This window comes from Halocella sp. SP3-1, from assembly GCF_003953885.1.
GTDB classification, from domain to species: Bacteria; Bacillota; Halanaerobiia; order Halanaerobiales; family DTU029; genus Iocasia; species Iocasia fonsfrigidae.
This window is the reverse complement of record NZ_CP032760.1, coordinates 3,806,894-3,829,978: the sequence shown is the minus strand read 5'-3', so window position 1 is coordinate 3,829,978 and position 23,085 is coordinate 3,806,894. Positions and strand designations below refer to the sequence as shown.

Here is a 23,085-nt window from a genome sequence, read left to right as displayed (position 1 = left end):
AGAGGTGGTTATTTTGTTTAAGCTAAGGAAAGGTTATTTAGGATATATCTCAGCAAACCTATTTTTAATACTAGTATGTTTCATTATTATTACACCCTTAATCTGGTCAGTATCAACTTCTTTCAAATCAAGGAGTGAGGTATTTGCCCACAATTTTACATTAATCCCTAAACAGGTAATATGGCAAAACTATGTAGAGATTATAAAGGCGGCACCTTTTGGTCAATATCTAATCAATACAGTTTTGGTAGTTACAGGGATTTTGATTTTGCAATTGCTGTTAATAATACCTGCTGCTTATGCCTTTGCTAAATTGGAATTCCCAGGAAAAAGTTTTTTGTTTTTTATCTTTATTGCTCAGATGTTATTACCCTTACAATCAATTATTGTTCCCAATTACCTCTTTTTAAAAAATCTAGGCCTGATAAATACAAGAATAGCTTTAATTTTACCATTTGCAGCCAGTGGTTATGGTATATTCTTAATCAGGCAGACCTTTAAACAAATACCAGAAGCCCTCATTGACTCTGCTAGAATTGACGGTTGTGGAGATTTGAGGGTTATCTGGCATATAATGATCCCCCTGGCCAAACCTACCATTACTGCTTTTTCGTTGATTAGTATTGTAATTCACTGGAATGATTATTTTTGGCCTTTGATAGTAACTAACACAGCAGATGTGAGAACACTGGCTATTGGTCTGGGGATGTTTGTGCAACAAGAGAGTGGGGCTGATTGGCCTCTCCTTATGGCTGGTACTATGTTTATTGTTCTACCAATTTTACTTTTCTTTTTATGTACCCAGAATGTTTTTATCAATAATCTAATAAAATCTGGATTAAAGGAATAGACTCCTGTTATGATATTAACTTGATTGTAACAATAATTTAAAATAGGGTCTATAAGATAGAGATAATATAAAATTGAAATTAGTATATAAATGATTTGATTAATTATAAATCTATTATAGGGTTTAAATCCTATGATAGATTTTTTTGAATCATAATCAAGCTCCATACTCCATACTTATCCCGATTTCTTGTAGATTAAGCGCTTTGAAAGATTGTATTTTTGACATATGATAAAAAAGGTAGTAAAATTGTAGGAAATGACAAATTATTAAAAAGCTTTACAGATAGCAATAATTATATGAAGAAGGAGGTAATGATAAAATTAAATGTATCTTAATCCAAAATTGGCTAAAAAAATTGTCGATAAGACAATGAATTTTTTAGGGAAAAATATTAATATAATGGATTGTAATGGGATTATAATTGCCAGTGGAGAGAGAAAACGTGTAAATTGCAGCAAGAACTGTTTTTGAGGGGGTAAACTAATGGGTTTAAAGATAACCACTTTAGTAGAAAATAGCTTAGGAGAAAACTTAGCTTTACAGGCAGCACATGGATTGTCTTTTTTGATTGAAGAAGATGACAAATCATTTTTATTTGATCTTGGACAACATGATTTAGTTGTTAAGAATGCTGCAGAGCTGGGATTTGACCTTTCTCTGATAAGCAAGGTAATAATCAGTCATAATCATTATGATCATGGTGGTGGTTTGAAAGATTTAATAAATAATTTTGGCCCACAAGAAATAATTGTCCATAAAGATTTTTTCGAAGAAAAATATGGAATTGGTAAAATAAAAATGGAGTATTTGGGAATTAATTATACCTTAAAGTCTTTGTTGAAAACAGGCTCAAAAATCCAAGAGATTTCAGATGATATAACATATATAAGTGATAATATATTTATTGCTGCTAATTTTAAAAGAAAAAGTAGTTTTGAAGAAGTTAATAAACGTTTTTATATTAAAAGAGATAATGAATTAGTTTTAGATGAATTTAATGATGAAATTGCAGTAGGAATAAAGTCTCCAAAAGGGTTAATCATTTTACTTGGATGTTCTCATCCTGGTGTAGTAAATATGCTCAGTTCTATTATTGATAGGACAGGAATAAATGATATCTATTGTATCCTGGGGGGACTCATTTAGTAGAGGGCGAAACGGAACGAATAGATAAGACTTTACAATATATCAAAGATCTAGATGTTGATTATCTGGGGATTTCACATTGTACAGGTAAAAAAGCAGAAAAGATTTTTAAAAGAGAATTATCTAATAAGTTCTTTCATAATAGTACAGGGACTACAATAGAGATTATGTAATTGTAAAAAATCATTCAATTTATATCCAATAAGACAATAATTTTATAAGAATGTATATAAAGTTAGTATAACTATTTATGTTTTGGCGGCTATATTTATTTAATTAACTATAAAGCTAAGATGAAAAAAGTCTATCATAAGGAGCTTATCCTTATGATAGATTTTTCTATTTAATCATATTTAAGCTCCATACCTACCCCAATCTCCTGCAACTTGCTCACCCTGGAAAGGGCTATCTTTGATTGTAGGTCTGTGCAGTGACAGGCATGGACTACTTCTGGTTTTAACTCTTTTAAATAATTTATCGTTCCCTGTAGTTGTTTTTCTGATGGTTGCAGTAGGTGTAAACCGCCAATAATATCATAGACTTTATCTTCTTGACAGACCTGTTTAGCGTGTTCAATGATATTACAGATACCTGCATGAGAACAGCCAGTTATAATTACCAGGCCTTTACTTGATTTATAGGCCAGTGCAGTATCCTCGAGGATATAATCTTCTTTCTCTTTTCCATTCTGTATGATTCTTCCAATTGCTGTCCTGGCTTCAAAGTCATTTTTCCTGAGTATTTCTCCTAGAAATACCAGCCTATCGGTCAACCAGACTGGTTCCTTACTTAAGTTTAGTTTAAAATGAATAGCTGCTTTTTCCTTTGTAACAAGTGAACCAATCTCCCCCACTTCCCCTATAAATCTACTATCAAATGTAGCTGGATGGGTGAGTAACTCAGGTTTTTGGTAATCCCTATTTTCAATAATTGCTTCTGTATAAAGAGAAATCAAGGGGGATAAACCCCAGGTATGGTCGAGATGGCTGTGTGATAATATCAGGTAATCGAGACTAAGTAGGGATATATCCATTTTATTAGCATTCTCTATGAAAAGGTCAGAATACCCCACATCAAAGAGTATCCTTTTATCGTCTTCTTCAATAAAGTAAGAAACCCCTGGTTCTCCTTTAAAATACCTGTCAATAAGTGTATTATTATCTATCAGTACTGATAATTTAATGGTGAAGTCCTCCTTTGAAACTAATTTTATTTTTTTATAGTAACACTATTTTTGACATATGTCAAAAATAGAATATTCAGATTTATAATTATTGCTAATATTTACTTTGTATATTATAATTAACTTAAGTAGGTCAGGGGGTGTTACCTTTGTTTAATGATAGTATATCTGAAGAAATAATAAATAAATACGGTATTACTCTATTAATTGTTTTCGGTTCATTTGCTGAAGGGACTACTCATAAAGATAGTGACCTTGATTTAGGATATATGAGTAGAGATTTATTAACTAAAGAAACAGAACTGACATTATTAGAGGATTTAATAAAGCATTATAAGAACGGTGATATTGATTTAGTTAATTTAAAAAAAGCTGTTCCCCCCCTAAAATTAGAAATAGCCAGTAAAGGAAAATTAATCTATGGAACAGAAGAAGATTTTCTAAAATTTCAATTATATGCAGCAGCACGTTATGCAGATACAAAGTTTTTACGTCAGAAGAGGGAAGGTTACCTTAGAGAGAGGATGAAGAAAATATGACAGGTTCTTTACGTTCTGCTGTGACAGATAAATTGCTTAAAATGGATCGATATATAAATGAATTAGAAGAAGCAAAACCGGCTAGTTATCAAGATTATATCAGCAATAAAATACTTAATTACGGTATAGAAAGATTAATACAGTTGATTATTGAGTTAGCATTGGATATTAATAATATTATTATTAAAGATAAGGCTAAACCACCAGCAGCTGATTATTTTAATTCATTTATTGAGTTAATTGAGATTGGTGTTCTAGAGGAAGAATTTGCTTATAAAATAGCTCCTAGTACTGGATTGAGAAATAGATTAGTACATGGGTATGAAAAAATTGATAATAAAATTGTTTATCAGAGTATAGATAAAACATGTCAGTTTTACCGGGATTATATGAAAAAAATAAGTAATTATATAGGAATATGAGGTAATTTAACCCCCTAGTCCTTTTAGAAAGGAAATAGGGGGATTATTTTTATATGGATACATAATAAAAGGAGTATCTGAGAAAGATATAAATGGAATAATTGATAAAAAACAAAGTAGATTGGGGATGAAAATGAAGAGAAAGATTATCCTGGCAGGAATACTTGTAGTGCTGGTTGTACTTTCAACTTTTGTATATTATAGGAGCGGTCTTTCTGGTGATGGAGAAAAGAAACAGGCAGAAGAAGATAGGCTGGCTAAAACAGAGCTGGAAAATGTAGAGGAGAATATTAACGGCTATAACCTTGAAGATGACCTGAAGATGACTCTGATGGCTCAAAAGGATAAAGAAAGTGAAATAATGGGTATTAGTCAGGAAGAAAAGAGAAAACTGCTTAAGAATATTAAACCGGCGAGTATGAATGAAGTACTTGAGGAATATAATACCCACCTACCAGAACAAATTAATGATGCACGGCAGTACTTCAAATATAATATTTCCTTTGATTATTTCCTTACCACAGCAGAGGAAGGTGCAGAAATACGTGATAACCCAACCCCGGATAGTACTGTGCTGGGTAAATTAGATAATCTGGATAAGGCCTCTCTGCTTCAGCGGGTAGAAAGTGAGAATAATATATGGTACAGAATAATATTCTCTGATGGTGAACAGGTACAAGAAGGATATATCCCTTCTACAACAGGAACCCCCAGGGTCTTTCGATTTAAGAAAATGCAGGAGTCAGTTAGTAATTTAAAACAGCTGCTGGCCCAGGGAGAACTGCATTTTATTAACAATTATAAAAATAGAAATGGGGCACCACCACAGGAAGGTGATATAGCTGTAGATGAATATGGTTACAGGGTATATCATAGTGCACCTGCTTACCAACAGGCAGATACAGGGAGCAATTACCGCTATATACCTGATGGAATGTTAGTACGAATGCTGGGTGAGAGTGGTGATTTCTATCATGTAAATGTCCCGACCTTTGGCGGCAATTATTATATACCCAAGAAATATATTGACCCGAATGTAACCTTGAGTCAGTTAAAACACGTAATTGTGGTAGACAGGGACCAGCAGAATCAGGCTGCCTTTGAAGTGGTAGATGATGCCCTTAACCTTGTATCATACACCCTGTCTACTACCGGTATCTCCGGGGATTTTTCTTTTGAGACCAGTCTTGGTATCTATAAGGCTATTGAAAAAAAAGAACGTTTTGAGTATCTAAAAAGCGGTCAGCAGGATGTTGCAGGTTATGCCCCTTATGCTACACGGTTTTCAGGTGGGGCTTATGTTCATGGTGTTCCAGTAAAATATAAAGAAGAGGGTGGTAAAAAACTGGACCCCGGTACAATAGAATATCTCCATACTATCGGTACTTTCCCCCGTTCCAGTATGTGTGTCCGTAATTTTACCAGTCATGCCCAATTTCTTTACAATTGGATGAATACTCAAAATGGTGCCGTGATTGTAATGGAGTAAAGTTGGTGAAATTAATAAAATGACGAAAAAACCTTAGCATTTTTTGCTAAGGTTTTTGTATTTATTTAACATTAAGTGTAAACAAGGGCAGGAAATGTTGATGTTTTGTTAGCATAGGTTATTTTTATTTCCGTATAAAATAACAATTTGTGGAAGGAAATACTGTTGTTTTGTAGAAATAATAATGTATATGTTATATTCATAAGAATACAAATTGTAAAATGGTCGAAATGATAGGGTGTTCTTTCATTTAAATAAACTATTAATTTAATGTATCCTTATTTTAATGGATTTTAATAGATAGTGTCATTTACATAATTTCAAACCTTTTTATTATGGACATTGTAATATTATTTTAACATAAATAAAAGAAATTTCAATAAAAATATAATATCATTTACATATAAAAAGAATTATCGAGGTGATTTCATGAAACTACTATATGTTGACGAATCTGGAGATCCGGGAAAATATAATAGCCCGACAAGGTATTTCATTTTATCGGCTATCTTAGTTGATGATTTCAATTGGCATCAATTATTAAGTGAGCATATTCATTTTCGTGAATATTTACGGGATTCTAAAGGTTTAAAATTAGCAGAGGAAATACATGCTTCAGAGTTTATTAATTCACCAGGAGAATTAGTAAGGATAAAAAAGAATAATCGGCTTGATATTTTGAAAAAGACAATTGACTGGGTAGCTAATCATAATTTGGATATTATTACTATTGCTGTTGATAAACAAGGAAATGAAAAAGATATATTTAAATATGCCTGGAAAACTCTATTGATAAGATTTGAAAATGTTCTAGCAAATGAAGGAAATAATGGTATGATTATTACAGATAATACTGATGGTAATAAATTAAGAGAGATTATGAGGGAATTATCTTTAAAATATATCATTGAGGATCCAGTATTGAAGCATTCATATAATTCATACTTCATTCAGATAGTAGATGTTATTGTATATTTTGCCCGTCAGTTATATGAACCTAATAATTATGTAAGAAAAAAAGGAGGGCATAATTTTTATAAACGATTATAACAGACATGACAAATGTAAGTAATAATTATGGGATTATAAAAAATAAAAAAGGAACGGTTTAACCGCTCCGGAGGAATCCTACTAGCCAGTCTAGCTGACTTTCAGATTCAAATATAGTGTACCATATATATGGTTAAATGTCAACATCCATGATATGCCATATAAAATAATTATATAATTTTAAAAAAGGAGGTGAATAAAATGATTGAGGCCCTTAAAACTATCGGCGAATATGCTAAAGAAAGTTTTGATGAGAGTTTGTTGGCACAATTAGCAGATAACCCAAATAGTAACGGCCAGTATGAACTAGTTCTATTAATATTATTTGATAAATTAGATGATCAAATAAAATTCAAGAGAATTGATGTAGAAGAATTTTCAAAAAGAAAACTGGATAAATATGCTTATAAAAAGGGTAGTCCCCGGGGTGGTGATCTGACACCTACTTCAAAAATAACAGAACTGGATAAAACCTATGAAAGAATACAAAAGCCACTAGGGAAACTCTGCAAACAATTAAAAGCTAATACTGAAAACAAAAAAACAATTATAAATATATTTAAAATCCTTCAAGATGAAAAAATATCCGAAGAAATATTTGAAGACCTGAAAGATAAATATGAGCAGCTGGATGGCAATGGAATTTTGACTATAGCTGTTAAAGACCAAGATAAAAAATTATATGTAGGAGATTTTGCGGAATTCACTGAATCTTTATTAAATCGTTATGAAAGAAAATTCTACTTTAAAAGCTCTTATAATAAGACAGAGCAAGAATCTGTGGGTAGAGATAATATCTGCTATATTTGTTCTGAAAAATCCTCAAAAACCTATGGTTATGTTGGTACATATTCTTTTTATACCTTAGACAAGCCCGGCTTCACCAGTGGTGGTTTTAATCGGGGAAAGGCTTGGAAGAATTATCCTGTTTGCCCTGAATGTGCAAAAACATTGGATCTGGGTAAAGATTATTTGGAGAAAAATCTTTCTGCCAGGTTTTGTGGTATTAACTATTCTATTATTCCTAAAACTATTTTCGGCAGTGACGGTAATAATAGGGAACATATTTTTGCAACTCTGGAATATTTAGAAGAACATAAGAAAATGTCTTTGAATGATGATACAAAAGATAGATTAACTACTGCTCAGGATGAGTTATTTGCTTCTATGCAGGATATTGATAATTATATCAACTTTAATTTTATGTTTTATGAAAAAAAGAATAGTGCCTTTAGAATATTACTCTTTGTTGAAGATGTTTTACCGTCATATATTCAGCAGATATTCAAAGCTAAAGAAGCGATTGATGAAGAAGAAATTTTTCAAAATCTTAAAAATAAAGATGGAGATATTTTTAGAATGAACTTTAAATTTAATCTGATTTCAGATTTCTTTTATGTCAACCAGGCTAATAAAGCAGATTTTACTAAGCAATTTTTAGAAATTACTAATGGTATCTTTAGTGGCCAGAAACTATCATATTATCAATTAATTGATAGATTTGTGCTACATCTACAGGAAAAATTCAGGAATGGAGAATCACTTTGGTATGATAATCTAAAAGCGTTTATGATTCTGAAATTCCTTAATAAACTCCGATTGATACCAGAGTTAGGAAAGGAGAGGGGTGATTTAGTGATGAAAACTAAAGGAGAATTTCGTGAAAAGATAGAAAGTTTTCTGGAAGAACATAAAGATATTTTAAATGCCAATACTAAAATACTTGCTTTTCTGGAAGGGATTCTGGCCCAAAAGCTTTTGAATGTGCAGAGAAAACAGACTGGTGGTTCGGCAACTCCTTTTATGGTCAGATTAAATGGATTAAAGATTAATAAGAAAATTATCATGAGAATTTATTCTGAAGCTATCAATAAACTAGAGGAATATGGAGCAAATTATTATAAACAGTTAGAAGAAATGATTGCTGATTATGTACTGCTTAGTGATCTTGACGATATTTCTAACAATGAATTATCATTTTATTTTGTAACTGGTATGAATCAGGCCAGCAAATTCCAGTTTGATAAAAAGAATGAGGAGGATGATAGTAATGACTCAGGTGAATAAGCGGAGTGAATTAGTTTTTATCTATGATATCAAGGATGCAAATCCCAATGGAGACCCGCTTGATGCTAACAAACCACGGATTGATGAAGAGACTGGAATTAATATAGTTACTGATGTTAGACTAAAGAGGACGGTCAGAGACTATTTTTATGATTATAAGGGTTTTAATGGTGAGAATGGTAAAGATATTTTTGTCCGCGAGATCAAAAATGAAGATGGAAAGATTCAAGATGGCAAGACCAGAGCCAAAGATTTTACTGAAGATCCCCAACAGGTTTTAGATAGTTGTATTGATGTGAGATTGTTTGGCGGGGTAATTCCTTTAACCGGGGATTCTATTACTTATACAGGTCCTGTTCAGTTCCAGATGGGCCGCTCTTTTCACGCAGTTGAGATTAAACATATCAAAGGTACAGGAGCTTTTGCTGCCCGTTCCGGTAAAAGTAATAAGACTTTTAGAGAGGAATATGTTTTGCCTTATTCTTTGATTGGTTTTTATGGTATTATTAATGAAAATGCAGCAGCCACTACTGAGCTTACAGATGAAGATGTTGACCTTTTAATTGAGGGAATCTGGAATGGTACCAAGAATCTAATTACCCGCAGTAAAGTTGGACAGACCCCCCGCTTTTTATTAAAAGTAAATTATAGTCAAGAAAATTTCTTTATTGGTGAGATAAAAAATTATATCAAACTAATTAGTGATAAGAGGGATGAACAGCTCAGGGACCCGGAAGACTTCCAACTGGATTTAACAGATTTGCTACAAGTTTTAAACGATAATAAAAATAAAATAGAATCTGTAGAATATTTAATTAACCCCCGTCTGCAGCTTGTTGCTGGTGGTAAAACAGTAGATTTAGCAGCAGAAGAGCTGTTTAAAGAAACTAATTTATAAGCTAAGGTTTGTCAAATAAAGATCGGGCGGATTTAATTCTGTCTGCCCTGTTTGATCTTTCATGGAAAGGGGTGTCTTAATGAGCAAATTATTATGTTTTGATATCTGGGCAGAATATGCCCACTTTAAGAAATATTATACTACAACTTCACCTTTAAGCTTTTCAGTTCCCCCTAAAACTACTATCTATGGATTAATTGGGGCTATTCTCGGTTTGGATAAAAACGAGTATTTAGATTATTTCCAAGCTGGACAATGTAAGTTAGGAATTCAGATTATAAAACCAGTTAAAAAAACAAGGATTAATCTTAATCTAATCGATACTAAAACGGCTAAAATGATGTCACGGATTAAAAATAGAACTCAGATCAAGACTGAATTTCTTAAAGATGCAAGTTATAGAATATTTTTCCAACATCAAAATCAGGATCTCTATAATAAATTAAAAGATTTTATTCAAGCTCACAAAAGCTTTTATTCTATTTCACTGGGTTTGAGTGAAAATCTGGCTAATTTTCAATATGTAGCAGAATATGATTATCAAAAGATTAGTGATAATTACGAATGGGTCGATATCGTGACTGCCTTAATGATTGGGAATTTTCTAGGACAGGGTGATATAGATTTCAATGAAGAAGGCAAAGAATATTTCGCCGATAAAGTTGCTCTAGAAATGAAACCTGATCGAGAAGTACTTAACTATGCACAAATTGTGTATGAAAGAAATGGTCAGAGTATTAAGGCTAAACCGCGAGAATATTGCCAACTGACAACTGGAGAGAACTGTTTCTTAATCTAAGGGAGAGTAGATAGAATGTGTGCTTTATATTCACATCCAGGCAAATTATTAAAAGATCATCTATATAATGTCTACCGACTAGGCTTAAAGAAATTTTTAAGTAAAGAATTATACTTTGAAAATTTGGAAGAACTAAAATTACTGACAGAACTTGTTTTGATTACCCATGATTTTGGTAAAGCCAATAAATATTTTCAAAGAAAGCTGGAATTAAAAAAACTGGGAAGAGAAGATGATGAAGAGTATAAGCTATTAAACCAGGCGGGAATAAATAAAAGTAATCACAGTTTATTATCAGCTGTCTGTACTTATTATATAGCTGATGAATTATTTAAAGATAAGTTGTTACCCTTAATTGCTATGGTGATTGTCCTGCGCCATCATGGTAATCTAAAGGATTTTACTGATATGATATCTATTACAGAATGGGAGCTATTAGAGGAACAGTATCAGACCTTTGATCTGGAGGAACTACAGACAATCCTGAACTTAAGCCAGATAAATGTAAATATTAGTGGATTGACTTTTAATGATATCAAGACTAAGCTGTCTGGCAGGCCATATAATAGAATCAAGATTTATTTGTCAAGGTTATTGAATAAAGAGGAGAATTATTTAATCTTAAACTTAATTTATTCTATTTTAATTTCCAGTGATAAAGCAGATGCTATCTTTTACAGTAAAGGGCTGAATTATGAACAGTTGGAAGAGATGGTTTTAGCAAGAAGAAAACTACCGGCTGATGCGGCTGACAAATACAAGAAATTTAAGGGCTGGGATCAGGCCAGTAGTAAGATGGATAAAAAAAGGAACCAGATTTATCAGGAAGTAATTCACAGTATTGAAAATATAGATTTAGACAAAGAACGGATTCTTTCTATTAATGTCCCTACCGGTACGGGAAAGACATTAGCTGCCCTTTCGGCAGGTCTGAGATTAAGAGAGAAGGTCGGTCAAAATTTCAGATTAATATATACCTTACCCTTTACCTCTATAATTGACCAGAATTATGAGCGATATGAAGATGTTTTTGCCCAGGCAGGGGAGGTTGTAGATAGTTCTTTATTAATCAAACACCATTATCTAACACCTAAAAGCTACATAAAGAAAGATGTTTCGGGTGAGGAGTTATATGATGATGAAGATTATGATGTTTCTAAACATCTAATAGAGAGCTGGAACTCAGAGATTATTGTAACTACTTTTGTACAACTACTACATTCTATTTTTTCTAATAAAAATAGTAACTTGATTAAATTTAATAATATTTCTAATTCCATTATTTTACTGGACGAGGTCCAGTCAATACCCTATAAATACTGGAAACTTATTAAAATTATATTTAAGGAAATGGCGAAAAAACTTAACTGCTATTTTATTTTTATTACTGCTACTATGCCTTTAATTTACAGTGAAGAGAATGGAGAAATAAAGGAACTGGCGGTAAATAAAGAAGAGTATTTTGATTTCTTTGACCGGATTGTACTTGATTTAAGTCATTACCGGAAAGAAATGACTCTAGAGGTGTTTAAGGAGTTCATCAGTGAAGAATTAGTGAAATATCCGGGGAAGAATATCCTAATCATTTTAAATACCATCAAGAGTTCTATAGAAATATATGAACATCTTGTAGAAGAAATTGAGCAGGATAAAGAGGAACTAATCTATTTATCTACCAATATTGTACCAAAAGAACGGGAGGAAAGAATAAAGCAGATTGGTACTAATGATAAAAGGCAGATAATTGTTTCAACTCAGATGGTTGAGGCCGGGGTTGATATTGATCTGGACCGGGTTTACCGTGACTTTGCTCCACTGGATTCGATAAATCAAAGCTGTGGACGCTGCAATAGGAATTTTGATCCAGCTAAAAAGGGGACAGTCATTTTGCTTAAGCTGCTTAATGAAAATGATCGAAATAAACCCTTTGCTAAATATGTTTATGATGATATTTTAAGGGTAAAGACTGATTTGCTTTTAGCTGAGCTTCCAGATAGTCTTGATGAAAAGAGATTTTTTGAGATTAATAAAAAGTATTTTGAACTGGTTAATTCAGCTAAACGTAATGACATTTCAATTGATTTATTAAAATTTATTAAGAACTTAAAATACCAGACAGCCTTTTTCAGTAATCATAAGTCTGTTTTCCAATTAATTGAACAGGATTATGAAACCGTTAATCTATTTATTGAATTAGATCAAGATGCAGTTGAGATCTGGCAGAGATATCAGGAAATAAATGAAATTGAAATCAAAAGCCCAGAGGATTTTAGCATTAGAAGATCTCGCTTTGAAGTTATTAAAAAAGATTTTTTAAACTATGTAATTACAATACCGAAATATGTAGCTAAAAAACAATTAGATGATGGTCAATTAGAAAATAACTTTAATTATGTTAACTTTTATCAGGTTAAGGATGTTTATAGACAGGAAACTGGCTTTAAAAGGGATGAAGTAGAGCTATGTAGTTTCTTTTAGACTGAGAATAAGTCTAATAAAAATATTATAAGTAATTCCATAAGTGGTGATTCTAATGCAATTAATCATAAATACATATGGCAGTTATTTACATGTGGTACAGAACTCTTTTGAAATCAAGAGTGAAGAAGAAAAAAAAAGAATTTCTGCAAAAAAGATTGATTCAATTTTGATAACTACAGGGGCAGCTATAAGTACAGATGCGGTTAAGCTGGCTCTGGAAAATAATATTGAGATCCAGTTTCTGGATGAATTCGGTAGTTCTTTAGGAAAAGTGTGGCACCCAAAGTTAGGTAGTACTACTTATATTAGAAGAAGGCAGCTAGAGATTGCTTCTACTGAAGAAGGGACAGAAATAATTAAACAATTAATGTTTGCCAAAACAGATAATATGATACAGCATTTATATGACTTAGGTCTAAAACGGAATAAAGAGAAACAGGATTATTTAGAAAATAAAATTGAAGAAATGGACTTATTAAAAGAAAAAATAAAAAAGTTAAGTGGAGAAATTGATGACATAAGATATAGTTTAATGGGATATGAAGGTAATATATCTCGCAAATATTTTAGTTGTTTAAGTTATCTGTTACCAGATCGTTATCAATTTGAAGGCAGGAGTTTTCGACCAGCTAAAGATGAGTTTAATTGTTTACTCAACTATGGTTATGGAGTTTTGCATGGCAAGATAGAAAAAGCCCTTATAATTGCTGGATTAGACCCCTACGTGGGTATTTTGCATACAGATGGTTATAACAAAAAATCATTTGTCTTTGATTTTATCGAACCATACCGTCATTATATAGATCGAATAGTCATGAAATTATTCAGCCGCAAAAAAGTAAGAAAATCTTATTTTGATAAAATTAGTGGTGGTTTAACTCTCAATGATGAAGGTAAAAAGGTCTTGTTAACTGCTTTGAACGAATATTTTCAGGATAAGATCAGATATAAAGGGAGACAGATTGTGATAGAAAATACAATTCAATATGATGCTCATAAGTTGGCAAATAGTATGATTCAGGAAGGAAGTTGATCTTATGTTGGTCTGGTTTATATATGATATTGTAGCAGATAGAGCCCGCAAAAAGCTGGCTGATAAAGCGATTGAACAGGGCCTTTACCGGGTACAAAAATCAGTTTTCCTTGGGAATATTGATAATAATCTGATGGATGAACTGCTTGTTTATGCTGAAGAGATGATCAATCCTGATGAAGACTCAATCTATGTTTTTCCTATGTGTCAGGATGATTTTAAAAAGGTTGAATTATTGGGACAGGCTTTTGACAAAGCGATGGTTAATGATGAGATTAGTAGCCTTTTTTTGTAGGTGATTTTGATGGAAGAAAATGTTATCAGCATAACACCTTCTGAAGTGATGGAATATCTCTATTGTCCTAGATTTATCTATTTCATGTCATATTTAAAGATCTCCCAGCATGAAAAAAATCGTTTTAAAGTAATTATGGGGCGGGAAGTCCATAAAACTAAAGCTAACATTAATAAAAATTATCTAAGAAAGAAGATCGGAGTCAAAGAAAAACTGCTGGAGCAAAAACTATATTCAAAGAAATATAAAATTCATGGAATAGTCGATGAAGTTTTGTTTTTAGAGGATGGTACAGCTGCTCCCTTAGATTATAAATTTGCTAAATATAAGGAACGGACTTTCTCTACTCATAAATATCAGGCAATTATGTATGGTATGTTGATTGAAGATAATTATAACATTAAGGTAAATAAAGCTTTTCTGATTTATGTTAGAAGTAGAAATTTACTTAAAGAGATACCGATTAATAAAGAAACATATCAAAATGTAAAGACTATTATTGAAGAAATTATTAATATTATAGATAAAGGTTATTTTCCTAAAGGAACAAAATATAAAAGAAGGTGTTCGGACTGTACTTATAGAAATATATGTATAAGATAAGAATGTTTTATCTTGTTAGGAGTGATATATTTGCCAGAAATTCAAGTAGTAACTTTGAAATATGAGATTGAAGATGAATTGTCATTACGCTATGGCCACAAATTAAGAGGTTATTTTGCAAATAATTTTAAGGAAATTTTATTTCATAATCATTATCAAGATGGCAGCCTTCGCTATGCTTATCCTTTAATTCAGTATAAAATTATTGATAAAAGACCATTTATTCTGGGAATTAATCAAGGTGGAAAGTTAATAACGGAACATTTTCTCTCTATTGAAAAGTTAGTATTAGGAGATAAAGTGTATCTATCACCTGGTGGTAAACTTTCTGTTGATAAGGAATTAATAGAAATTGATGATGATTATGATATGCCAATATATAAATATACATTTATAACCCCTTGGTTAGGATTAAGCCAGGAGAATTATCAGGTTTATAGAAGTAAATATATAAAGGCGGTAGAAAAAGATAAGAGGAAATTCTTTAAATCTGTAATCATCGGAAATATTTTAAGTTTTGCTAAAGGAATTGATTGGTGGGTTGAAGAAGATATTAAAGTAGTACCATCTTTATCAGATATTACAGTCAAATTCAAAGGAGAAGAGATGTTGGGTTTTACTGGCTATTTTTTTTCCAATGTATATTTACCTGAATATATAGGCTTAGGCAAATCTACTAGTCGAGGGTTTGGTACAATTTCAAGAGAAAAAGTAATCTAAAGAAGCAATTCTGAAGGAAAATTATTGATGAATAAATATACAGTAGTCGATGATTACAGTCATATTAGTATTTGGTTGGTGATTTCATTTTGCGGCAAAACTATCAAAACAGGGGTAAAATTTATAAATATACAGTAATAAAGGAGGGAGTTATCTTCTCAAGAGTTATTGATGATTGCTGTTATATAAGTGTTCTTGCTCCGTGACGGGTTTAAATAATAAATCCACTATAATAAGGATTGAAACAGGGGATAACTTTATGCTACCCCCCCTGTATTGTTAGGTTTAAATAATAAATCCACTATAATAAGGATTGAAACGAACAAGATGTTAAGAAGGGTGAAGAAATAAGTAAGTTTAAATAATAAATCCACTATAATAAGGATTGAAACACCTTGAAGCCTTTGAAAGACAACGACAGACTCTGAGTTTAAATAATAAATCCACTATAATAAGGATTGAAACTCAGACAGTTTAAATATTTTACTCTTGTTATTTAGAGTTTAAATAATAAATCCACTATAATAAGGATTGAAACTTTTTTATGTGTCCGAAGAAAGATGGGAAGATCTTGGTTTAAATAATAAATCCACTATAATAAGGATTGAAACGCATTACTTCTTTCATATCACAATTACACGCTATACTAGTTTAAATAATAAATCCACTATAATAAGGATTGAAACAGAAATGGCACTTGCAAATAGGTGAGCCGAAATGGTAGTTTAAATAATAAATCCACTATAATAAGGATTGAAACGTGTCAAGATGATGTACTATGAGAGCAAAAGGCTTAGTTTAAATAATAAATCCACTATAATAAGGATTGAAACCAACTTCGCCGGAAGGAGACACTTCTGACTTTTATGTTTAAATAATAAATCCACTATAATAAGGATTGAAACAAGAAGGAGAAATCAGAAAATCAGGAGGTACTTGGTGTTTAAATAATAAATCCACTATAATAAGGATTGAAACACCTGTTCTTCCATATCAGCAGTAGCTGGATGATAGGAGTTTAAATAATAAATCCACTATAATAAGGATTGAAACAAGTCCTCTCAGTCTTTCCTATCATCAGTAGATCACCAGGTTTAAATAATAAATCCACTATAATAAGGATTGAAACATGAGATATGGGACAGGAGAAACAAAGACTATATCATGTTTAAATAATAAATCCACTATAATAAGGATTGAAACCTTCTTCAATTCCTATATTATTTCTAATGGCCCATTGTTTAAATAATAAATCCACTATAATAAGGATTGAAACTATTCCGAGTGAAACTGTTGTTATTATACAAAAAACATTGGATTAAAGGTTGTGGTGATTCTGTACAGTTGTATCTGCCTAGTCCTTCATTTTGCTTCATATTTCCTGATTTCAACTTTTTAGTTTGATAAGTTTGAATGTGAAAAGATTTCAATTCTTTCAACTAATCTTTCAGGATACCTTCATATAATCTTCCATAATTTATTACCTCATAAGTATGTTTTTTACCTATCAAGACAATAATATATTAAATAAATTTCCTACAATTCGGCTTTAAATGATAGTATTGCTGTTCTTTATGATACTTGTGGATGGAATTGGATATGGTCCCACCGAAAATAGTAATTGCTCGGATATTGTTTTGGCTTGGGCAATCTAATAGTCGATATTAAATTGAGGAAGAGTTGAAAAAAGATTGATATGGTTATATTAAGATGAGAGAATCATATAATTTTTTGATATAGAATCGGGTATAGCATAGAGTATTATTGTTAAAAAATAATAAATGGAGGTTTTTCAAATGAAAATAAATAGTGTCAAAATGCCTGAATTAATAATTGGCGACTTAGTGGCAAAAATACCGATTATTCAGGGAGGAATGGGGGTTGGTGTTTCACTTTCTTCTTTAGCTTCTGCAGTAGGAAATGTAGGGGGTATAGGAATTATATCAACAGCAGGAGTTGGTTTTGATTTACCTGAGTATAAAATAAATCCTGTCCAAACCAGCATAAAGGCACTAAAGAATGAAATCAAAAAAGCAAAAGAGCTAACTCAAGGGATTATAGGAGTGAATATTATGGTAGCTCTTTCAAATTTTTCAAATATGGTTAGAACATCAGTTGAGGCAGGAGCAGACATTATTTTTTCAGGAGCAGGCCTTCCTCTTGATTTGCCGAAATATGTAACTGGTGATAAGAAACCTAAATTAGTACCTATTATATCCTCCTCTAGAGCTGCTCGCTTAATTATTAAAAGATGGACTTCGACATATGATTATTTACCAGATGGGTTCGTTGTAGAAGGACCTATGGCTGGAGGACATTTAGGCTTTAAGAGAGAACAGATTAATGAAACTGATTATTTGCTTGAAAAGTTAATTCCTGAGGTCGTTCGTGAGGTGGGTGTGTTTGAAGAAAAGTATAAGAGGACGATCCCGGTAATTGCTGGAGGAGGTATCTATACTGGTGAAGATATTTATAAATTTATAGAATTAGGAGCATCAGGGGTGCAGATGGGAACTCGTTTTGTACCCACATATGAATGTGATGCTGCCATTGAATTTAAAAAGGCCTATATTAATTGTAAAAAAGAAGATATTGTGATTATAGATAGTCCGGTTGGGCTACCCGGGAGAGCTATTAAAAACTCTTTTATTGAATCAGCAGAAAAAGGGATGAACCATCCGTTTAATTGTCCTTATCACTGTATAAAAACATGTAAGGGCAATAATAGTTTGTATTGTATTGCTAAGGTACTACTAAATGCTAAAAAAGGAAATATTAATAGTGGATTTGTATTTGCTGGTCAAAATGCTTACAGAGTGAAAGAAATTGTTTCTGTGCAGGAATTAATAGGATCATTAATAAACGAGTATAGTAAGGCAGCTGAAAAGACTAAGCCTGCTGTTATTGATTTACAATGAAAATAGACATATGTTATACTTACTTAGGGAGATGTTAAGTATGTTTAATATATTAGTGGTAGAGGACGATCGGTCCTTAAGAACTCTATTTTGTACTGTATTATCTAAAAATGGTTTCGCTTACTTTGAAGCAAAAGATGGAATTGAGGCATGGGATATTCTTGAAAAGCATTATATTGACCTTATAATTTCCGATATCATGATGCCGAATATGGACGGTTATGAATTGGTAAAGAGTATGCGGGAAGTTGGATATAATATACCGGTGTTGATGATAACTGCTAAAGACAGTTTTGAAGATATGCAGAGTGGTTTTCATGTTGGTACTGATGATTATATGGTGAAACCTGTTAACGTGAATGAAATGGTATTGAGGGTTAATGCGCTTCTTAGAAGATCACAGATTGTAAATGAAAAGAAATTAAAGCTTGACGAAATGGAGCTATTATATGATGATTTTACTGTATATTTGAATGGAGAAAGCATGATACTACCACAAAAAGAATTTTTAATACTGTATAAATTGCTTTCTAATTTGAATAAGGTTTTTACAAGACATCAGCTTATGGATGAGATCTGGGGCGTGGATACAGAGAGTGACCCACACACATTGGAGGTACATATAAGTAGAATCAGGGAGCGGTTTAGGAAAAATGTACCCTTCGAAATTATAACCATCAGAGGGCTCGGATATAAAGCGGTGAAGTGTAATGTATAGGATAAAAGAATCAATGTCAACTGCTCATCTATTTGCCTTGACAATGGCGATTATTATAACATTGTCCATGGTGCTTACTTTTATAATAATATATTTATTAATGAATTTTGATTATAGTCCCATAACAGGAGCGCTGACTTCTTCTATGTATACTGCATTATTAGTTATTATAGTTGGAGTAATAATTTCTACATATGTATCGAAGAAAATGCTCCGTCCTATTTTAAAAATTAATGATGCAGCCAAGAAAGTGGCTATGGGTGATTTTTCTGTTCGGTTGGAAGGAAAAAGTATAGCAAAAGAAATTAAACAGATAGAAGAGAACTTTAATATTATGGTAAAAGAATTGTCCAATATAGAGACATTAAGGAATGATTTTGTAAGCAATGTTTCACATGAATTTAAAACCCCTCTCTCTGTAATTGAGGGATATGCAACATTATTACAGGATGACACCCTCTCCAGGGAAGAGGAAGACAAATATATACAGTATATTTTGGAAAACACCGAACGGCTGACGAAACTAACGCATAATATTCTTTCCCTTTCACGTCTGGAAAATCAAGGGATTGTTCTGCAAAAGGAATGGTTTTCGCTGGATGAGCAGATAAGACGTGTACTATTATGCTATGAAAGTATCTGGGAGGAAAAGAATCTAAGCATAGAATTAAATATGGAAAATATTATGTACTATGGAAATAAGCCGCTGCTCGCACAGGTATGGAGCAATATAATTGATAATGCTATTAAATTTTCTATTCAAAATGGAATATTATCTATTGACTGTCGTTTAAAAGGAAAAAATATTATAATATCCGTAAAGGATAATGGTGTTGGTATGGAGGAAGAAGTGAAAAAATTGTCCTTTGATAAATTTTACCAGGGAGAACTCTCACACAATGTAAAGGGTAATGGCCTTGGACTTCCCCTGGTGAAACGAATTGTAACATTATGTGGGGGGACAGTATCTCTGGAGAGCGAAAAGGGAATTGGAACTACAGTTATAGTAACATTTGATGCTGATCTTTAAAAAATCATTGATTTATATACTGATATAAGGATATTATACAGCCATTATCTAGTAAAGATCAAAAGGTTTTAATTACCCTATTTAAGGAAAAAATTCAGGGATAGGGTTTTTTTATTCCCTGGTCTGATTTATATATTCTTCATATTCTGGGAAGGCTTTTTTGAGTGTAATAGTTAGATATCCCTGCATGTCCTGATCTGCCTTCTCGAACTCTCTAGTTAAAAAGTCCAGAATTTTATAGAAGGTAGCTTTATTATTTTCTTTATTAGTATTAAGATCTTTTTCATTAGTATTAAGGTAAGCGTCAAATATAACCCACATTCCTTACAGCCGAAATCTATGAGATAATCTCCGTGAGGGAGGTTATTTGAAGATGAATAACAAACGTGAAATCTGGATTAAAAGAATCCAGGATTACAAAGCAAGTAGTTTAACTGCTGCCAAATGGTGTGAAGAGAATGGTCTAAGTATTAATTCTCTAAGATACTATGTTCATAAATTTAACAAGGAAAAGAAAGAACAGGAATCTAGTCAAACTAAATGGACAGCTGTATTTCCTGCCCTAACAGAAAATAACAATTCTGAAACTAAAACCATAAAAATAACTATAGGCCAGGCGATCATAGAGGTCGTTCCAGGTTTTGATTCTAATACTTTTGAAACTCTTGTCAGGATTCTTAAGGAACAATGTTAAATCAACATCATATCAATAAGGTGTACTTAGCCCTAGGGCCTACTGATCTTAGGAAATCAATCAATGGCCTATCCTTAATAGTTCAGGAGAGCTTTAAGCTCAATCGCTTTTCTCATGACCTCTTTGTCTTCTGTAACAGAAAGCAGGACAAGCTCAAGATTTTGGAATGGGATAATGATGGTTTCTGGTTACACTACAAACGTCTGGAAAAAAGTAGATTCAGATGGCCTGATGGTACTATTGGCTCTACAGTAATGATTGATGAAAGACAATTCAGGTGGTTACTTGATGGTTTATCTATTCATCAAAAAGGTGCTCATCCTGCCGTTAAAGAAAGAATAATCATCTAAAACAAACTTTAGACAAAAGGCTCAAAAACATTGTAAAATCAGAGCTTTTACGCTTAATTTTAGTATCTTTTTTCTCCTAAAAATGATATAATAAACTTATGAAAACTACTGATAAATCAACGACTATACAAGTAAATAGAGAAGAAAATCAAGAGCTATCTTTAGAAGATAAAATTGCAATACAGGCTCAACAAATTGAAGAATTGACAGCTAAATTAAACTGGTATGAGGAACAATTTCGCTTAAACCAACAAAGGCGATTTGGTGCTTCTAGTGAAAAATCTAATTCTAATCAGTTATCAATTTTTAATGAGGCTGAACAGGAAGCTAAGGTCAGTCTCAAAGAACCCGAACTTGAGGAGATTACATATAAAAGACGTAAGGGCAAAAACAAAAAGAAAAAGTCCTTCGAAGATCTCCCTGTTGAAGTCATTGAATATCATCTAGATGAAGCTGAGCAGATCTGTCCGCAATGTGGTAAGCAACTTCATGTCATGAGTAAGGAAATTAGAAAAGAATTAAAGATTATTCCTGCTCAGGTTAAGGTTGTTGAACATGTTCGTGATGTTTATGTCTGTAGAAATTGCGAAAAGGAAAATATCACAACTCCAGTAATTACTGCTCCTATGCCTAATCCAGTTTTAAAAGGGAGTTTTCTCTCTCCATCGTTACTGGCATATATCATGGATACCAAATATTCTCAAGCAGTACCTCTTTACAGACAGGAGAAACAATTTAAGAATTTTGGCATTGATCTATCCCGTCAAAATCTGGCTAACTGGGTAATCCATGGAGCCAACAACTGGCTTAACTATCTATATGATAGAATATATGAATATTTATTAAAAGAAGATATCGTACATGCTGATGAAACTACACTTCAGGTTTTATCTGAAAAAGGTAAAGCAGCTAAAAGCAAATCATATATGTGGCTCTATGCTACTGGAGTTTCCAGTCCACCGATCTACTTATATGAATATCAACCTTCCAGGGCTAATGAACATCCGAAGAAATTCTTAACTGGATTCAGTGGGTTTCTTCAAACCGATGGCTATGCTGGATACAATAGTGTTCAGGACGTCACCCAGGTCGGATGTTTTGCTCACGCTAGACGTGGTTTTACAGATGCCTTAAAGGCATTACCTAAAGGCTCTGTTCACTTAAAAACTAATGCTGAGGAAGGTCTGAATTTCTGCAATTGACCCTTCCAGATTGAACGGGACTTAAAAGACTTATCAGATGAAGAAAGATATCAAAAACGCCTTGAACAAAGCAAACCAGTTCTGGAAGCCTTTTTGTCATGGCTAAAAATCAAGGAACAACAGACTTTACCTAAAAGTGGTCTCAGCAAAGCTATTAAATATTGTCTCAATCAATGGCCAAAACTAGAAGCCTTTCTCCTGGATGGTAGACTAGAGATCAGTAATAATCGGGCAGAAAGAGCAATCAAGCCCTTTGTTATTGGGAGAAAGAACTTTCTATTTTCCAAGTCGGTAAAAGGAGCTACAGCCAGTGCAATTACTTACAGTATCATAGAGACTGCAAAAGCTAATGACCTGATACCATTCTTTTATCTAAAATACCTTTTTGAAAAACTACCCAATATTGATCTACAAAATATAGATGAATTGGATGAATTATTACCCTGGTCTCAATCTATTCCTGAAGAATGCAGGATTCCTCATAAGAATTAGCCTATCATAACGTCCTCAATTTTTCCAGGTGGGGACGTTTTGACGCTTACTATTTTTTAGTTAACATAAAATACTGAAGAAATGTATTGTTTACGGTAAATTT

General features: G+C 32.4%; 22 protein-coding genes, 1 pseudogene and 1 CRISPR repeat array. Of the genes and pseudogenes, 21 read left to right on the top strand and 2 right to left on the bottom strand.

Translation table 11 applies throughout. The features are described 5' to 3' along the window. Positions 1–4: 4 nt before the first annotated feature. The 3 genes from D7D81_RS18330 to D7D81_RS18320 all read left to right on the top strand — a co-directional run bounded on the left by D7D81_RS18330 (position 5) and on the right by D7D81_RS18320 (position 1,999). The gene (locus D7D81_RS18330; protein WP_125992373.1) at positions 5–850 is read left to right on the top strand and encodes a carbohydrate ABC transporter permease; all 846 of its coding nucleotides are present in this window, start codon (positions 5–7) and stop codon (positions 848–850) included. Positions 851–1,195: 345 nt separating this feature from the next. Next, positions 1,196–1,324 (top strand): sugar diacid recognition domain-containing protein, encoded by a 129-nt coding sequence (locus tag D7D81_RS18325; RefSeq protein WP_205739284.1) that lies wholly within the window; start codon positions 1,196–1,198, stop codon positions 1,322–1,324. A gap of 12 nt (positions 1,325–1,336) precedes the next feature. Beyond that, entirely contained in the window at positions 1,337–1,999 is a 663-nt protein-coding gene (locus D7D81_RS18320; protein WP_125991450.1) for an MBL fold metallo-hydrolase, read from the top strand. A 343-nt stretch (positions 2,000–2,342) separates the two neighbouring features. Here D7D81_RS18320 and D7D81_RS18310 read toward each other — a convergent pair whose 3' ends face one another. Then, positions 2,343–3,071: an MBL fold metallo-hydrolase gene (locus D7D81_RS18310; RefSeq protein ID WP_286169927.1), complete on the bottom strand. Its 729-nt coding sequence runs from the start codon at positions 3,069–3,071 to the stop codon at positions 2,343–2,345. Positions 3,072–3,331: 260 nt separating this feature from the next. Between D7D81_RS18310 and mntA the strand changes: the two genes are divergently transcribed. The 15 genes from mntA (at position 3,332) to D7D81_RS18235 (ending at position 20,244) form a co-directional block, all read left to right on the top strand. Next, positions 3,332–3,721, top strand: coding sequence for a type VII toxin-antitoxin system MntA family adenylyltransferase antitoxin (gene mntA, locus D7D81_RS18305; protein WP_164522344.1), 390 nt, complete (start codon positions 3,332–3,334; stop codon positions 3,719–3,721). Beyond that, on the top strand, positions 3,718–4,143 hold the full coding sequence (hepT, locus tag D7D81_RS18300) for a type VII toxin-antitoxin system HepT family RNase toxin (RefSeq protein ID WP_125991446.1): 426 nt from the start codon (positions 3,718–3,720) through the stop codon (positions 4,141–4,143). The genes mntA and hepT overlap by 4 nt, the downstream gene beginning before the upstream one ends. A 133-nt stretch (positions 4,144–4,276) precedes the next feature. After that, positions 4,277–5,632, top strand: coding sequence for a L,D-transpeptidase family protein (locus tag D7D81_RS18295; protein WP_125991445.1), 1,356 nt, complete (start codon positions 4,277–4,279; stop codon positions 5,630–5,632). Positions 5,633–6,061: 429 nt separating this feature from the next. Next, positions 6,062–6,682: a DUF3800 domain-containing protein gene (locus D7D81_RS18290; RefSeq protein ID WP_125991444.1), complete on the top strand. Its 621-nt coding sequence runs from the start codon at positions 6,062–6,064 to the stop codon at positions 6,680–6,682. A 201-nt stretch (positions 6,683–6,883) separates the two neighbouring features. Next, positions 6,884–8,749, top strand: a complete 1,866-nt coding sequence (locus D7D81_RS18285; protein ID WP_125991443.1) for a TIGR02556 family CRISPR-associated protein — start codon at positions 6,884–6,886, stop codon at positions 8,747–8,749. Beyond that, positions 8,733–9,647 (top strand): type I-B CRISPR-associated protein Cas7/Csh2, encoded by a 915-nt coding sequence (gene cas7b, locus D7D81_RS18280; protein ID WP_125991442.1) that lies wholly within the window; start codon positions 8,733–8,735, stop codon positions 9,645–9,647. Before D7D81_RS18285 ends, cas7b begins: the two co-directional genes overlap by 17 nt. A 79-nt stretch (positions 9,648–9,726) precedes the next feature. Then, positions 9,727–10,446 carry a type I-B CRISPR-associated protein Cas5b gene (gene cas5b, locus D7D81_RS18275; protein ID WP_125991441.1) on the top strand — a complete coding sequence of 240 codons (720 nt, stop codon included), beginning with the start codon at positions 9,727–9,729 and terminating at the stop codon, positions 10,444–10,446. A gap of 15 nt (positions 10,447–10,461) precedes the next feature. After that, positions 10,462–12,924 (top strand): CRISPR-associated helicase Cas3', encoded by a 2,463-nt coding sequence (cas3, locus tag D7D81_RS18270; protein WP_125991440.1) that lies wholly within the window; start codon positions 10,462–10,464, stop codon positions 12,922–12,924. 55 nt (positions 12,925–12,979) lie between these two features. Continuing rightward, a complete protein-coding gene (cas1, locus tag D7D81_RS18265) occupies positions 12,980–13,960 on the top strand; it encodes a CRISPR-associated endonuclease Cas1 (protein ID WP_125991439.1) in 981 nt (326 codons plus the stop codon). Between the two features lie 4 nt (positions 13,961–13,964). Beyond that, positions 13,965–14,255 (top strand): CRISPR-associated endonuclease Cas2, encoded by a 291-nt coding sequence (cas2, locus tag D7D81_RS18260; RefSeq protein ID WP_125991438.1) that lies wholly within the window; start codon positions 13,965–13,967, stop codon positions 14,253–14,255. Positions 14,256–14,264: 9 nt separating this feature from the next. Continuing rightward, positions 14,265–14,858 (top strand): CRISPR-associated protein Cas4, encoded by a 594-nt coding sequence (gene cas4, locus D7D81_RS18255; protein ID WP_125992371.1) that lies wholly within the window; start codon positions 14,265–14,267, stop codon positions 14,856–14,858. Positions 14,859–14,888: 30 nt separating this feature from the next. Next, positions 14,889–15,578: a CRISPR-associated endonuclease Cas6 gene (locus D7D81_RS18250; RefSeq protein WP_125991437.1), complete on the top strand. Its 690-nt coding sequence runs from the start codon at positions 14,889–14,891 to the stop codon at positions 15,576–15,578. 209 nt (positions 15,579–15,787) lie between these two features. Further along, positions 15,788–16,854: direct repeats of the CRISPR family, unit length 37 nt; unit sequence GTTTAAATAATAAATCCACTATAATAAGGATTGAAAC. Positions 16,855–17,374: 520 nt separating this feature from the next. Beyond that, positions 17,375–18,496, top strand: coding sequence for an NAD(P)H-dependent flavin oxidoreductase (locus D7D81_RS18245; protein ID WP_125991436.1), 1,122 nt, complete (start codon positions 17,375–17,377; stop codon positions 18,494–18,496). A gap of 40 nt (positions 18,497–18,536) precedes the next feature. Next, positions 18,537–19,214 carry a response regulator transcription factor gene (locus D7D81_RS18240; protein WP_125991435.1) on the top strand — a complete coding sequence of 226 codons (678 nt, stop codon included), beginning with the start codon at positions 18,537–18,539 and terminating at the stop codon, positions 19,212–19,214. Beyond that, positions 19,207–20,244 (top strand): HAMP domain-containing sensor histidine kinase, encoded by a 1,038-nt coding sequence (locus D7D81_RS18235; RefSeq protein WP_205739283.1) that lies wholly within the window; start codon positions 19,207–19,209, stop codon positions 20,242–20,244. The genes D7D81_RS18240 and D7D81_RS18235 overlap by 8 nt, the downstream gene beginning before the upstream one ends. 111 nt (positions 20,245–20,355) lie before the next feature. Here D7D81_RS18235 and D7D81_RS18230 read toward each other — a convergent pair whose 3' ends face one another. Further along, complete coding sequence (locus D7D81_RS18230; protein WP_125991434.1) at positions 20,356–20,565, bottom strand: hypothetical protein; 210 nt, start codon at positions 20,563–20,565, stop codon at positions 20,356–20,358. 52 nt (positions 20,566–20,617) lie between these two features. On the opposite strand from D7D81_RS18230, the gene tnpA reads away from it, so the two are divergent. The 3 genes and pseudogenes from tnpA to tnpC all read left to right on the top strand — a co-directional run bounded on the left by tnpA (position 20,618) and on the right by tnpC (position 22,982). Continuing rightward, a complete protein-coding gene (gene tnpA, locus D7D81_RS18225; RefSeq protein WP_125991433.1) occupies positions 20,618–20,938 on the top strand; it encodes an IS66 family insertion sequence element accessory protein TnpA in 321 nt (106 codons plus the stop codon). Then, positions 20,932–21,288, top strand: coding sequence for an IS66 family insertion sequence element accessory protein TnpB (gene tnpB / locus D7D81_RS18220; protein ID WP_125991432.1), 357 nt, complete (start codon positions 20,932–20,934; stop codon positions 21,286–21,288). Before tnpA ends, tnpB begins: the two co-directional genes overlap by 7 nt. Before the next feature lie 98 nt (positions 21,289–21,386). Further along, a pseudogene (tnpC, locus tag D7D81_RS18215) lies at positions 21,387–22,982 on the top strand (IS66 family transposase). Positions 22,983–23,085 lie beyond the last annotated feature (103 nt).